The sequence below is a fragment of the Microcoleus sp. PH2017_05_CCC_O_A genome (assembly GCF_020738785.1).
GTDB lineage: Bacteria > Cyanobacteriota > Cyanobacteriia > Cyanobacteriales > Microcoleaceae > Microcoleus.
Window position 1 is genome coordinate 73,033 of the sequence record NZ_JAEQCB010000001.1, and the last position, 12,648, is coordinate 85,680.

At 41.3% G+C, this 12,648-nt stretch carries 13 protein-coding genes and 3 pseudogenes; 7 read left to right on the top strand and 9 right to left on the bottom strand.

The window, feature by feature from the left end; genetic code table 11:
- Positions 1-58 precede the first annotated feature (58 nt).
- The 3 genes from JGK20_RS00315 to JGK20_RS00325 all read left to right on the top strand — a co-directional run bounded on the left by JGK20_RS00315 (position 59) and on the right by JGK20_RS00325 (position 4,365).
- Positions 59-2,203 (top strand): peptidase domain-containing ABC transporter, encoded by a 2,145-nt coding sequence (locus JGK20_RS00315; protein ID WP_293228706.1) that lies wholly within the window; start codon positions 59-61, stop codon positions 2,201-2,203.
- A gap of 263 nt (positions 2,204-2,466) precedes the next feature.
- Positions 2,467-2,694, top strand: a complete 228-nt coding sequence (locus tag JGK20_RS00320) for a mersacidin/lichenicidin family type 2 lantibiotic (protein WP_293228709.1) — start codon at positions 2,467-2,469, stop codon at positions 2,692-2,694.
- A 147-nt stretch (positions 2,695-2,841) separates the two neighbouring features.
- Positions 2,842-4,365, top strand: a complete 1,524-nt coding sequence (locus tag JGK20_RS00325) for a biotin/lipoyl-binding protein (protein WP_293228713.1) — start codon at positions 2,842-2,844, stop codon at positions 4,363-4,365.
- A gap of 160 nt (positions 4,366-4,525) precedes the next feature.
- Here the strand turns inward: JGK20_RS00325 and JGK20_RS00330 are convergent, their stop codons facing one another.
- The 4 genes from JGK20_RS00330 to JGK20_RS00345 all read right to left on the bottom strand — a co-directional run bounded on the left by JGK20_RS00330 (position 4,526) and on the right by JGK20_RS00345 (position 7,314).
- On the bottom strand, positions 4,526-5,758 hold the full coding sequence (locus JGK20_RS00330; protein WP_293228715.1) for a hypothetical protein: 1,233 nt from the start codon (positions 5,756-5,758) through the stop codon (positions 4,526-4,528).
- A gap of 454 nt (positions 5,759-6,212) precedes the next feature.
- The gene (locus tag JGK20_RS00335; protein WP_293228717.1) at positions 6,213-6,407 is read right to left on the bottom strand and encodes a hypothetical protein; all 195 of its coding nucleotides are present in this window, start codon (positions 6,405-6,407) and stop codon (positions 6,213-6,215) included.
- Between the two features lie 270 nt (positions 6,408-6,677).
- Positions 6,678-6,995, bottom strand: a complete 318-nt coding sequence (locus JGK20_RS00340) for a helix-turn-helix domain-containing protein (RefSeq protein ID WP_228056889.1) — start codon at positions 6,993-6,995, stop codon at positions 6,678-6,680.
- On the bottom strand, positions 6,964-7,314 hold the full coding sequence (locus JGK20_RS00345) for a hypothetical protein (protein ID WP_293228720.1): 351 nt from the start codon (positions 7,312-7,314) through the stop codon (positions 6,964-6,966). The genes JGK20_RS00340 and JGK20_RS00345 overlap by 32 nt, the downstream gene beginning before the upstream one ends.
- A 425-nt stretch (positions 7,315-7,739) precedes the next feature.
- Here JGK20_RS00345 and JGK20_RS00350 point away from each other — a divergent pair, with 425 nt between their 5' ends.
- Together JGK20_RS00350 and JGK20_RS00355 are read left to right on the top strand one after the other, a co-directional pair.
- Complete coding sequence (locus JGK20_RS00350) at positions 7,740-7,922, top strand: hypothetical protein (protein ID WP_293228723.1); 183 nt, start codon at positions 7,740-7,742, stop codon at positions 7,920-7,922.
- Between the two features lie 74 nt (positions 7,923-7,996).
- Positions 7,997-8,542 carry a site-specific integrase gene (locus tag JGK20_RS00355; RefSeq protein WP_293228726.1) on the top strand — a complete coding sequence of 182 codons (546 nt, stop codon included), beginning with the start codon at positions 7,997-7,999 and terminating at the stop codon, positions 8,540-8,542.
- A 35-nt stretch (positions 8,543-8,577) separates the two neighbouring features.
- Here JGK20_RS00355 and JGK20_RS00360 read toward each other — a convergent pair.
- From JGK20_RS00360 to JGK20_RS34405, 4 genes and pseudogenes are all read right to left on the bottom strand, one after another.
- A pseudogene (locus tag JGK20_RS00360) lies at positions 8,578-8,796 on the bottom strand (DnaB-like helicase C-terminal domain-containing protein); the annotation flags it as partial.
- A gap of 366 nt (positions 8,797-9,162) precedes the next feature.
- Positions 9,163-9,387: a hypothetical protein gene (locus JGK20_RS34395; protein ID WP_366038328.1), complete on the bottom strand. Its 225-nt coding sequence runs from the start codon at positions 9,385-9,387 to the stop codon at positions 9,163-9,165.
- Positions 9,332-9,906, bottom strand: a pseudogene (locus JGK20_RS34400) (ISAs1 family transposase). Before JGK20_RS34400 ends, JGK20_RS34395 begins: the two are co-directional and overlap by 56 nt.
- Positions 9,907-9,929: 23 nt before the next feature.
- Positions 9,930-10,115, bottom strand: coding sequence for a transposase family protein (locus JGK20_RS34405; protein ID WP_366038325.1), 186 nt, complete (start codon positions 10,113-10,115; stop codon positions 9,930-9,932).
- Between the two features lie 322 nt (positions 10,116-10,437).
- Between JGK20_RS34405 and JGK20_RS00370 the strand changes: the two genes are divergently transcribed.
- Both JGK20_RS00370 and JGK20_RS00375 read left to right on the top strand, forming a co-directional pair.
- Positions 10,438-10,707, top strand: coding sequence for a hypothetical protein (locus JGK20_RS00370; protein WP_293228729.1), 270 nt, complete (start codon positions 10,438-10,440; stop codon positions 10,705-10,707).
- Between the two features lie 113 nt (positions 10,708-10,820).
- Positions 10,821-11,471, top strand: a complete 651-nt coding sequence (locus JGK20_RS00375; protein WP_293228732.1) for a 4'-phosphopantetheinyl transferase superfamily protein — start codon at positions 10,821-10,823, stop codon at positions 11,469-11,471.
- Positions 11,472-12,550: 1,079 nt separating this feature from the next.
- Here the strand turns inward: JGK20_RS00375 and JGK20_RS00380 are convergent.
- Positions 12,551-12,648 (bottom strand): annotated as a pseudogene (locus JGK20_RS00380) (IS1 family transposase); the annotation flags it as partial.

A 12,648-nucleotide genomic window follows, 5' to 3' on the forward strand; every position in this document is an offset into this window, starting at 1 on the left:
GCAAAGGCGCAGAGAACGCAGAGATAAGAGGAAGAGAATGAAAAGGATGCAATTTTGAATGAAATACCCAATTATATTACAACACAGTGAAGAAGATTGTGGCGCAGCTTGTCTAGCAGCAATTTCCAAATATTACGGCAGAATTTTTACCCTCAGTAAAACCCGCGAAGTCTCTGGTACTGGCGCTTTAGGAACCACATTGCTCAATCTCAAACAAGGCGCGAAAACCCTTGGATTCAATGCCAGAGGTGTAAAAGCCTCCTTAGAACTAATTGATCAAAAAGTCGTAACTTTACCAGGTATTATTCACTGGAAAGGCTCTCACTGGGTGATTTTATACGGCCGCAAAGGTGGCAAATACGTCATCGCCGATCCTGGTTTTGGCATTCGCTATTTATCCAAAAAAGAACTGCTAGAAAGCTGGAAAAATGGTGTAATGTTACTGCTGGAACCGCACCCAGAATTTTTAGCACAAATTGACGATCGCGATCGCGTTAGCACCCTTCAACGGTTCTTGCTGCGAGTTTGGAATTATCGCCATATTCTCGCCGAAGCACTTTTACTCAACCTCGTCTCAGCTTTACTTGCTCTCGCCTCTCCATTTCTACTACAAATTCTCACCGATGACGTGCTAGTTAGAGGTGACAATAAATTACTCAATGCTGTAGTTATTGCTGTCTTGATAATGAATTTAGTTAACAGCAGCTTAAAATTTGTACAATTAAACTTAGTTGCTCACTTTTCCCAGCGATTACAGTTAGATTTGATCCTAGAATTTTGCCGAACTATCTTAGGTTTACCAATGGCATACTATGAATGTCACCGCAGCGGTGAAATTGCCAGTCGGTTGCGAGATATTGAACAAATTAATCAAATTATTTCTCAAGCAATTATCTTACTTCCCAGTCAATTTTTTGTAGCTAGCATTTCCCTCAGTTTAATGTTAGCCTACAGCCCGAAGTTACTGGCAGTTGCTTTGGTAATTGGCTTATTAATGACTCTCTCAACTCTGATCTTGCTACCGAGACTAAAACAAAATGTCAGCAGTTTATTAATTGTTGCTGCGGAAAATACTGCTTTGCTAGTGGAAACTTTTAAAGGTGCGATCGTCCTGAAAGCTAAAAATGCTGCACCTCAATTTTGGGAAGAATTTCAAGTGCGATACGGGAGACAAGCAAATATTACTTTTAATATGAATCAAGTCGCAATTTTGAATAACACTTTTTCCGGCTTTTTCTCTTTAGCTGGTGAGATAACTTTGCTGTGGTTTGGTAGCAATTTAGTCTTTAGTCAACAATTGAGTATTGGGCAGTTGTTAGCTTTGAGTACAATGAATAGAAACTTTCTCACTTTCATTGCCAATACCATTGGTTTTGTCAATCAACTAACCTTCGCGCGGTCGGCGATTGACCGAGTAGTTGAAGTCATTGATTCGACTCCTGAGATTGAGGATAGAAATACTAAGCCATCGGTCAAAATTCCTAGCAATGCTGACATCACTTGCAGCAATCTCAACTTTCACCATTCGGGCCGAAATGAACTCTTAGAAAACTTTTCTCTAACTATTCCTGGCGGTCAAGTTATTGCCTTAATTGGTAAATCTGGTTGTGGGAAAAGTACCTTAGCAAAAATTATTGCTGGTTTATATCAGCCCCAGTCTGGCAATATTCGGATTGGTGATTACAATTTGCCAGACCTTTCTCTTGATTGTATTAGGGAACAAATTGTGATTATTCCGCAAGAGTCGCACTTTTGGACTCGCCCAATTATTGATAATTTGAGATTGGGAAGTCCTCATGTTGGATTCGAGCAAATTGTCAAGGCGTGCCAAATTGCGAAGGCGGATGAATTTATCAGTAAACTTCCTAGTAAATATCAAACTATTTTAGGGGAATTAGGGGCAAATCTTTCGGGAGGTCAGCGACAAAGGTTGGCGATTGCTTTAGGCATTGTTACTGACCCACCCATCTTAATTTTAGATGAATCTACAGCTAATCTCGACCCCATAACTGAAGCGGAAGTCCTCGACGGACTCCTGTTTCACCGCCAAGGCAAAACAACAATTTTAATCAGTCATCGCCCTAAAGTAATTAATCGAGCTAACTGGATTGTGTTCATGGAAAATGGACAGGTAAAAATCCAAGGAATTATAGTAAATTTACTCTCTAAATCGGGGGGACACTTGGACTTTTTGAGTTCCTGATTAGTTAATACATTTAGGACTTACGCAGCACCTCTATAGTTGATTAATTAGGTATTCTTGAAGTGGGAAGAGAGTAGTTATGTTTTACTCCTTAACCCAACCTACAAACTTAACAAAAAATAATATTACAATTGGTTATAATTTAAGTGGTTGCCAATGATAAATATTGATAACACTTTGAGAACGATTATCATTATTTGTGTTATTGTCATTTCATAGGGTTTTTCCCTATAAATTACTGTACCCATAAGGAGTGGTGCACCATGTTGAATGAAAACATCATCCGCGCTTGGAAAGATGAAGATTACCTGGACAGTTTAAGTGCTGAAGAAAAGGCACAACTACCAGAAAATCCAGCCGGTTTGATCGAACTGACGGATGAAGATATGTCTTCTGTTTCTGGAGGCTGTACCTGTGGCAGTCACCAGTGCAGTATGCCTTGGCATCACTGGTCTGGTACGGCAGAAACAAGCTCAACTCTGCTGGCATAACCAGGAATTTTTTGTGCTAGTTAAATGAGGATATTCTCAAAAATTGGTACTGAATAAAAGGTCGATCCAGAAAGTATTCGCGATATCTTATCTGGATCGTTCCTGTAAGAAGAATACGCCATCTTTTCAGAAAATAATCATATTTAAATGAAATTCAACGACTCAAACGAAGCTTTTTTACCTACCGTTTATAGCGAGGAATTTTTGCCGCCTATTAATCCTTGGATGGCTATAGGAGGATTGTTCCAAGCAGCGGCTGTGGGGATTGCTTTGGTTTTGGCAGCCACACTAAAATATAATGTGACAGTGAGAGCGCCTGCCACAGTTAGACCAACAGGAGAAATCCGAATTGTACAAGCATCAAGCGAGGGGACGATAAGAAGTATTAAAGTTAAAGAAAATCAAAGGGTAAACAAGGGGGATGTGATTGCTGTTTTGGAGGATTTGCGACTGCAAAATGAGAAAAAACAGTTGCAAGGAAATATTCAGCAACTACAGCGACAATTTGCTCAATTTGATGTTCAAATTCTGGCATTAGAGCGCCAAAAAATGGCGGAAGCTGACCGCATAAATCGCACAGTTGCTTCGGCTTTTTCTGAATTGAAACGCAGTCAGCGAGAGCATGAAGATCGGCAGGGAAATAGTGTGGCGGAAGTGGATGAAGCTGAGGCAAATTTGAGATCGGCACAGAAGGAATTGCAAAGATTTCAAGCGGATTTAAAGTCAGGGGAGGCAAATTTAAAATCGGTGGAAGCGGCTTTAAAGGCAGCGGTATCGAAGCGCGATCGCTATGAGCCGATCGCGGAAACGGGGGCGCTTTCTCAGGATCAATTTGAGGAAGCGAAATTAGCGGTAGAACAGCAACAACAGGCGGTGGCGGCGCAAAAAGGAGCCATTGAAGCGCAAAAACAAACGATTTTGCGGCAACAGCAAGTTATGGAAGCGGTTGCAGCGCGGTTGCAGCGCACAAAAACTGCTCTCAACCCTAGCAATGCAGAAGTGGCGATCGCCCAGCAGCGAACCGCAGCCGAAAAAGCCACTGGCGAAGCAACCTTGGCAGCACTTAATCGGGAACGAGAAGCGCTAATTCAGCAGCGGGTAGAAATTAACAAGCAATTAGAGCGCGATCGCTCTCAAATCCGACAAATTGAGGCAGATTTGAACAAAACTGCAATCCGAGCAACGGTAAATGGTACTGTGTTAAAGCTGGAGTTGCGAAATCCCGGCCAGGTGGTGCGATCTGGAGATGCGATCGCCGAAATTGCCCCCTCACGCGCCCCCATCGCCATCATCACCCGCGTTGCTACCCAAGACATCAGCAAAGTGCAAGTCTGTCAAGAGCCGAAGGTTGCAGACTGTCAGCGGGGTAAAGTACAACTGCGAATTTCTGCCTATCCCTACCCCGATTACGGCACTCTCAAAGGTGCTGTCAGAGAAATTGCCCCCGATGCGATCGCGTTAGCCTTGCGGAGCAATATCGGGCCTACAAACGCCGACAAATCCGCTGCTTACTACCAGGTAACAATTGAAGTCGAAAAACCCTATCTTGTGAAAGGAGGCGAACAGTATCCCCTACAAACCGGAATGGAAGTAACAGCAGATATTATTTCTAGGGAAGAGACAGTATTAACTTTTATTTTAAGAAAAGTCCGGCTAATTACAGATGTTTGAAGATCCTCATTTAGATTTACTAAAAAAAAGTTTTTTAGAGACTCCCCCCAATTGAGATAGTAAGGAGTTAAAATTGGACAATCAAAAGAAATTATTACAGCCGTCTCTTTACTAAAGCCCGCAGCGAGTATTGTACTAATTCTCTACATTATCTTTTTCCTCAAGGCGCCCTTTCTAAATCAAGTTCAGCAACTTTGGCCAGAGCTTCTAAACGCTTGTTTAATGTTTTATGTCGGGGACATTCTACAGCATACTCATATTTAGAACCTGTATGTTGAAGTTCCGAAATTTGGCAATCAATTAAGTTGCTCAGGTGGCCGACTAGCTTTTTGACAGGTATTAGCCACGCTTTAGCTAACGCTTTAGTACGGAACCCAATCCAAGCTGTAAAGTAGGAGCCGTCTTCGCTAATTTGATAAGCCACATTGGGCGATAATTTAACAATAGATTCGATGCGGGCAATACCCAAACCTTTGAGTTCTCTCAAGCTGTAACTTAGGAGTTCTCCGCTGTTCCACTGGATGTGAAATGGACGTGGCTCTTCAAGGTTCAAGTGTTGGACTCTCCCCATTCGTTGAACTCCTTCTCGGTGCTGTAAAATGCCATCTCCCTCTCTAAATCCGTAGAATCCTTGTTTTTTTCCTAGGTTTTCTAACTGCTGCTTCCAGGCTTCTTCCCAAGCTATGTCAAAGTCGAGAAGTTCGTAATTTTCTTCGCTCAATTGTCGAACCAGCTTTTCTTTCAACTGCTGTTTTTGGAGCGGCATAGCGAATTCTAAGAAATTATCGGGCACTTCAAGAGCTAAATGCGTCTTAGCTCTGATTCTGAGTTCATTGACAGACAAACAGCGGGCGTCTTTTAATTGCTGGGGTGCAGGAATATCTATAGTACAACTTGTCGGGTAGCCGGGAAACAAGTTGATGGGAAAGAGATAAGATTGGTCGAGAGTAGAGATGAGAATGTGGTGTTCGCTCAGCGATTCTACTTTGAAACGAGTTGCGTTACTAAATTGTATCTGTTCGGAATTAGCGAGTACGATAGTTGTGCAAGCTGGAAGTTCTCCCGCAGTATTTTTAGGGATAAACTGAGGAACGAGAGAGATTGTGAGGGCGCGGATTTCGTCGAGGTTATAAGTCCAAGAAAATGAATCTTCGCCCGAACTTGCGTCCCAAGTAATTGTCACAGGTTTTTCAGTTTGATTGAGAGAAGTAACAGTACCGTATTGGTTACCAGTTTTAACGATATCATTTAACCTGAAGGGATGTTCTTCAGCAGGTGCGGGAATAAGGAAAGGGAAAATTACTGCAACTACTTCTTTAACTTGAGGGGATTCCTGGCTGGCTGATTCAGGAAAAGTGTTGTGGGGGGTTATAAGAGAGTTGTTAGCATTCATAATGGCAAGAATTTGGTTATCGCTTAACTTCTCCCGCTAGGGGGTAGCTTTTAATTTGGAGGTCTCCTTAACAAAGGATTCTTGCTCCAATTGCAGGAAATAAATTAGCTGTTGTTAGAGGGAGAAGCTGTTGCGCTCGCAAGCTATACTACTATTAGCCACATCTACGATCGCACAGCTATCAATCCGAGTATATTTACTCATACAATTGTAACTATCCGTACAAATGCGATAGCTCTAGAGCGTCAATCTAGACTATGATAACAAGTTGTAGTTAGTACACTTTAAAAAGTCGGCTACTGACAATTTATTGAGTTAACACCATTCAATTGATAAAAACTTCTCCCAGCTATCAGTAGGTTCTGTCGCTGGGAGAAATCGCTGGAAAGTCGGTTTATTCAACTAACGCAGGTATCTTGATTAATTCGATTTCAAACCTTCGCTGCATTCGCCGTTATTCTTGAGGCACAGTAGGCTTTGGTTGGATGTCAAAAATAATCACAAATGTGCGGGTTTTCACTAACCGCTGCAAAACCCGTAGATGATCGTCTGCATCGTTTCTCTTACGAAATCGTGCCACAATAACACGCTGACAATTAGGAAGCAGGCTAATGATACACCACGGGTGCAATTTTTCAGAGTAGGTCATTTTAGTACCTCAGCAGTAAAAGTAACAGATTGTGCTCTTGTTTCATTGCTTGCCAAGACAGTAATTGAATAATCTTGTCAAAGACAGGTCACGGTGACATTGATATTTGACAAGGTTTGTGCTAATACAAGCTCAAATTATCTTTTGATGCTGAAAAAGCTTGGTGTATGGCAGCCACCTAAACTGTTGGAACAAGTCAGCAGTATATGCTTGTGATAACGCATACAGTCGTTGCCCTAAACAGTCTTTCCGTTATACGCGCCGCTACTATTAATCCAGGCTATTCTCTTCGCAAGGCGGACACAGGAAAGCCACCAATCCCTCTGGAATTTCCTCAAAATGCTCCAGCAGAAAATCCATTAAAGCCAAATGACGCAAATCGACAGCAGTAGGGAATCGGCGATTTTCCCCCTTTCTAAACCAACCCCGCACTGTAGAATCAGAACGAGAACAAATAAAAGCAATTTCCTCATAACTCACTCCCCACTTTGCATAAAACTGCCTCGGTGTCATTCGCAATTGGCATTCACTGTAAACTGCAATCAAATTGCGTTCTCTATCTGTCAAAGTCTGCTGCTTTTTTATCATCCTCAAACTTCTCCAAATCATCCTCCCAGGCAGTATCAAACTGACACCACTTTGCACTCTTGGAATCAGGAGTAAGGCAAATGATGTAGCACCACATCCAACAACGCTGACGCTGTTCATAGTTGTAAAATTTGCCTATAACCATTCCTCTGTCACCTTCTTCGCCAACATCAGCCCAGCGCACCCTAAAGCCGCACTCAAAGCGCGGGGGATGAATTTTGGCAAAACTTGCAGGCAACTCAGTTGAAGGTGGTATATCCTTCAAATGTTTTAGTGGCAGGCCCGAAATCAAATCTCGCTTTCCTTTTGAGATTGACATGAGTTCTCAACTGTGCATCGACTGCAACAGATTTGTTTTGATAGGTTTTTAGGTCAATTTCTTGATAAAGAAATTGCAGCGCGATATTTCCTTAAATCAATCAATTGGAATCTATATTTGACGAACTATTCTCAAAGCCCAACTCTGGCTAGGCTATCAGTTTTTTGAGATACCGCCCAATCGCGTTGATGTCAAGTCCGGTTGCAGCAGACTTGTATAGTAAAGGTGTAGTTGCTTTCGTCAGCGAGGTGCGATGATCGACAAACGTCTCCAAATCGAACCACACCGGGAAGTAGAAGAACTATTGGAGAATATTGATGACTTGTTCTTCAGAATATAACCAGCCAGCAAAAAAGGTTGCAGGTAGAATCAAACAATAGTATAATTAGATTAGTTACTAATAATTTTCTTGGTGGCGCGGTGTTATGACAGCCCTTGAACCTGTTATCTTCAGAGACCTCATCGACGCGATCGCTACTTTGCCGATTATCAACTTTCCCGAAAATTCGAGTCAGTTGAATAGCAATAAGGGCAAAGTAAGTTGCAACAAGCGCCTCCGATTGTCCAGAAAGCAATTGAGCCTGACTTTGTTTGCCATCAAAGAATAGAAGCCAGTTAGCCTACTTGACGTAAACGACCTTTCGTCCAATAATGAAAGAACTTACCCTTTGAGGGCTGCGCCGTGAAGGTTCAAGGGAATGGGCGCGCTAAGATTTTGACGCCCGCAGAAATTGACCGACTGTTTGACCGGGGTTTTATTACAGCAAGAGACAGGCTTTTGTTTGCTGTAACTTTTTACTGCGCCTGCCGGATTTCAGAGGCGTTAGCTTTAACAACTCACGACATTGTTGGGGGGTCAGTCACGTTGCGGAAAGCGACGACAAAGGGGAAATCAGCAACGCGAACGCTGCCGCTTCATCCTATGCTGGGTAAGTATTTAAAGGCTTACAATCCAGATGTAGGTTTTTTGTTTCCGGGGCGAGAGGGTACGAAGCCTTTGACGCGCTCTTTTGCAGATTTGATTTTTAAAGAAGCTTGCAAGCGGGTAAGAATTGAGGGAGCTTCCACACATTCCATGAGGCGGACAGCACTCACGAACTTGAGCAATGCGGGGGTGCCTCTGCGGGTGATTATGGAGATTTCGGGACACAAAAATTTGTCAAGTCTCCAGCGTTATTTGGAGGTACAGCCAGAACAGCTTGTCAAGGCGATCGGGCTTTTGAAGTGAGGCGACAGAGTTCAATATTTTCCTGTCCTTCAATATTACCGGAGTTTATAGATATTCCGAAACCGACAGCATTCAGCATCAAACAGCAACTTAACCATTCCCGTTCCGCTATTCCGTCCTTTCAATCCAATAATTTCAGCCGTTCCCCTATCAGGAGAATCAGGATTGTAATAATCGTCCCTGTAAACTCCAAGCACAACATCTGCATCCTGTTCAATTCCACCAGAGCCACGCAAATCCGATAAACTCGGACGCTTGTTCGTGCGAGTTTATACCCCGCGATTGAGCTGAGAAAGCAGCACAACCGGCGCGTCAGGCAGGGGGAACGCATCTTATTGAACGCTGTTCATCGGTGGTGAGTATATTTTGAGATAAATTCACCATTCTTAGAAGCTACAGACACGCTTTGTAATGACTTTTTATAGAAAACAGTAACTGATTAATGGTGGTTTTTACGCTCGCTGCTCATTTTGAGACAATAAAAATATTACAACTACTGTTTACAAGTTGTATAATAGTCAGTAATGAGTTAGGTCAAGAGAATTTAGTTAACTGCAACAGCGAGGATTTTAGTAAAATAGTCATCATCCCACCATGCTCGAAGTCGCTTATTTTTTGCTTTACTTTTTGAGGTTTTTTGTTGATTCAAAAGATTGAGCGAGATGTCTCTTTTGAATAGCAAAATTTTGCGGAGCATGATCTTTTCTGATCCGACAATCATCTTCACGAAAACCCACATCTAATACCGAATGTAAACGAGTTTTTATTCCCCAATGGCTGCGGACTGATTCACCAAAATGAGAGAGCATTATTTGGTGAACCACTAATGTAATAACGAGTTTCAATAGTTGTTTTTCCCTTCACTATTCTCACGGATTCTATCATACCTATACTATGAAGTTTCTCCCATTGATTGTCTGGGTCAATCAGCTCCTTGATGTCACTTAACATTACGTGATGTCGGATTTCTGAGCGCCCGTGATTACTCTCTTTCTTGGTTGAATAAGCTGTATGTGTAAATCCCGAAAATCCTTGCCTAAGTGCTTGTTTAAATAACTCTTCTACTCTGGCATACAGGGATGGTTGGTTCTTTTTTAAGGTGATTACGTAATCTCCTCCTTGTTCTACTATTGACTTGAAAATTGACTTCTGACAGCCCATGCATCAATCGTGACAATCCTTCCGTTTAATTTTAATACTTTGAGTAAAGCCGGAATAGCTGTGATCTCATTGGATTTTTTATCAACTTTAACTTGTCCTAAAACTAATCTTTGACTGGTTGCCCAAGCACTGACCATATGAATTGCTTTTTTATCTCCTCCCCGATCGTAAGAATGGCGAAGAGTTTTGCCATCAAGTGCGATTACTTCTCCTCTCCTTTAAGTAGCTAATAGATTGAACCCAACTCAAAAAACATTTCTGAAATTGCTCGCCTGTTGAGGCGAGAAAATACTCGCGCAATTGTGTCGTGGGTCGGTATGCCATTCGGCAATTCTAAAAATTTCTTTAACCATTCGTATTTGGCTCGCCCATAACTTTCGATATCCACCCATGTGTCAGCGCCGCAAATCACGGCACAAATTGAAAGGGTGATAATATCAATTAATTGATGATGTCTCGTCCGCTCAACTCGCTTGATCTTCTAAGTCGGAAAAATGGTCGGAAATGGTGATTTTAGGCTTGAGTCTGATACAGGGTAAACTCTAATTAAATATTTTGTAGGTACTCAATAATTCTTCTCCAATATACCAGATTATGTTAACATAAAGTTTAGATGCGTTCGCCCTGCTCACATTCCCGATCCATAGCCAATGCAAGCTCTGTAAGAACCGGAATTGTTGCATGAATTGCATCGTCTCAACGGTACTCCTAAAGAAGTTATATAAAATTACGAAATGATGCAACTACTGATTCCTTTTGTGCGGGCAGATTTAGCAATTGATGAAGTCTATGTTTATACTAACGAAGCGCCATTAGAATGTCTGATTACTGTAATTGGTGGTTTGCAAGACCGCGAAACGAGTCCCGATATTATTGAAGCTTGGAACACACATACAATCGCTTTTTGTTCGCCGCAAATGTTTCCATACCATCACTTTTTTTTGAAGAGATATCACTTGCTTTTGCTTCAAGCTACTTGTCAAAAATTGCACCAAAGTTTATAATTTTTCACGGCTTATAATTAATGATAAATACTAATATAATTGAGTGGAAAATACCCCCGAAAGACCTAATACTTAATAGGGATGAAGTTCATGTTTGGCGCGTTGATCTGGAGATGAGAGCATCTTGCCTACAAAGCTTGCAGGAGACTCTCTCTACTGACGAACTTAAAAGAGCAGAGCGTTTTTACTTTCAGAAAGACAGAGCGCATTTTATCGCAGCTCGTGGTATTCTCCGGAAAATTTTGGGTTGCTATCTCAATAGAAATCCTAACGAACTGCGGTTTAGCTACAACCCCTACGGAAAACCATCTTTAGTTACCGCAGGCTCCGAAGATAAACTTTACTTCAATTTGTCTCACTCTCACGGAATTGCTCTCATTGCTGTGGCTCAAAATCGAGAAGTTGGCATTGATATTGAACACATTCGTAAAGATTTTCCCTACCAGCAGATAGCCGAAAGTTTTTTTTCGGCTTTTGAAAACGCCGTATTGCGCTCCCTCCCCGAACATCAACAACTGAGAGCTTTTTTTACTTGCTGGACTCGCAAAGAAGCCTACATCAAAGCGGTAGGTAAAGGTCTTTCAATTCCTTTGAATGGATTTGATGTCGCGATCGCGCCGGGAGAACCAGCAGCACTGTTAAACTTTCTTGAAAATCCACAAGAAGTTTCCCGATGGTCTCTGATTGAGTTAATCCCCGGTTTAGATATGGTAGCAACTCTTGCCGTTGAGGGCGATCGCTGCCAAATCCTCTGCTGGCAGTGACAATACTCCTCTCTCTGGCTAATCCCTAATAGCTATACTTTGCACGGTCTATCACCGTGCTTTTTCACCACCCCCAAGAATAGTAAAATTGCCACAAGCAGAAAAGAAAAGTAGTTCCGATGGTTAAAAAAAGCATAACCGTACTATAAAAAGAGCCTAAACATTATTAAAAGGTGGTTTGCAGAGGTAGTATGATATTTTGAATAAAGAACAAATATCACTCTTTTGTCACTCTCCGAAAACAGAAATCAAAAGCAATGTTTAAAACTCTTATTGGGATGGGGTTTGTAGCTTTATTTTCTACTATGATAAACATAATCATTGCTTTTTGTTAAACTCTTTCCCTGCAAGGATTTCAGATTATCATAAGAGTGAGAGTAACAGAAGAGGGATATAGCAGTCCTAAATCAGTCGCAAATTGATCGAGACTAGAATCCTTGTAGTGTGAGCATCTTTCTCGCATATGGCGCAAGCAAATCATTTAGGATTGCTATAACGGAATAGTTGAGGGAGTAATAAGTTAAAACTGTAAAAACGCAGTGGATTCGGCTTTAGGAATTTTTAAAACTTTGAAATACGAGATTTGGTTTTTTGGCATTTTTCTAAAAATTTAGCATACTAAATACGGAAGAAACATATAAATGACTACACTACTAGCAATTTTATTGATGAATTTCTTAAAATAATCTGAAATTACAGAGGTACTAAAATCCGGGTATTAAGGTGATTTCTGATAAATATTTTACCAGCTAAGGAATGAAAAATTAATAACTTGACGAATCGTCAGATATAATTTAAAATAGGGATAGGTTCATTATTTGACCAAAATCGAGTTCAAATTGCAACTTTTTTTGTATTTCTAAACTATTTTACCTTGAAACCCATGTTTTATTCTAGTTCAATTGAGTCAGAAATGAAGAAGTTTTATAACTCTTTATCAGAGAAAGATAAAAGAAGGTCTGCAGCAGTAGAGGCTCAAAAATTGGGGCGGGGTGGAATTAGCTATATAGTACGACTTTTGGTAGTGCCCTGAAGGAAAGGATCAAGAGAATTAAACTGAATTCAAAGAAAGTAGGTGTTTAGAGTTGTAAATTAGCATTGTAATGATGCACAAACCGCCAAATTGCAGCAATATGATTTTCTAATTTTTTAGAGAAGGCTAGGCTCTTTCTTACCA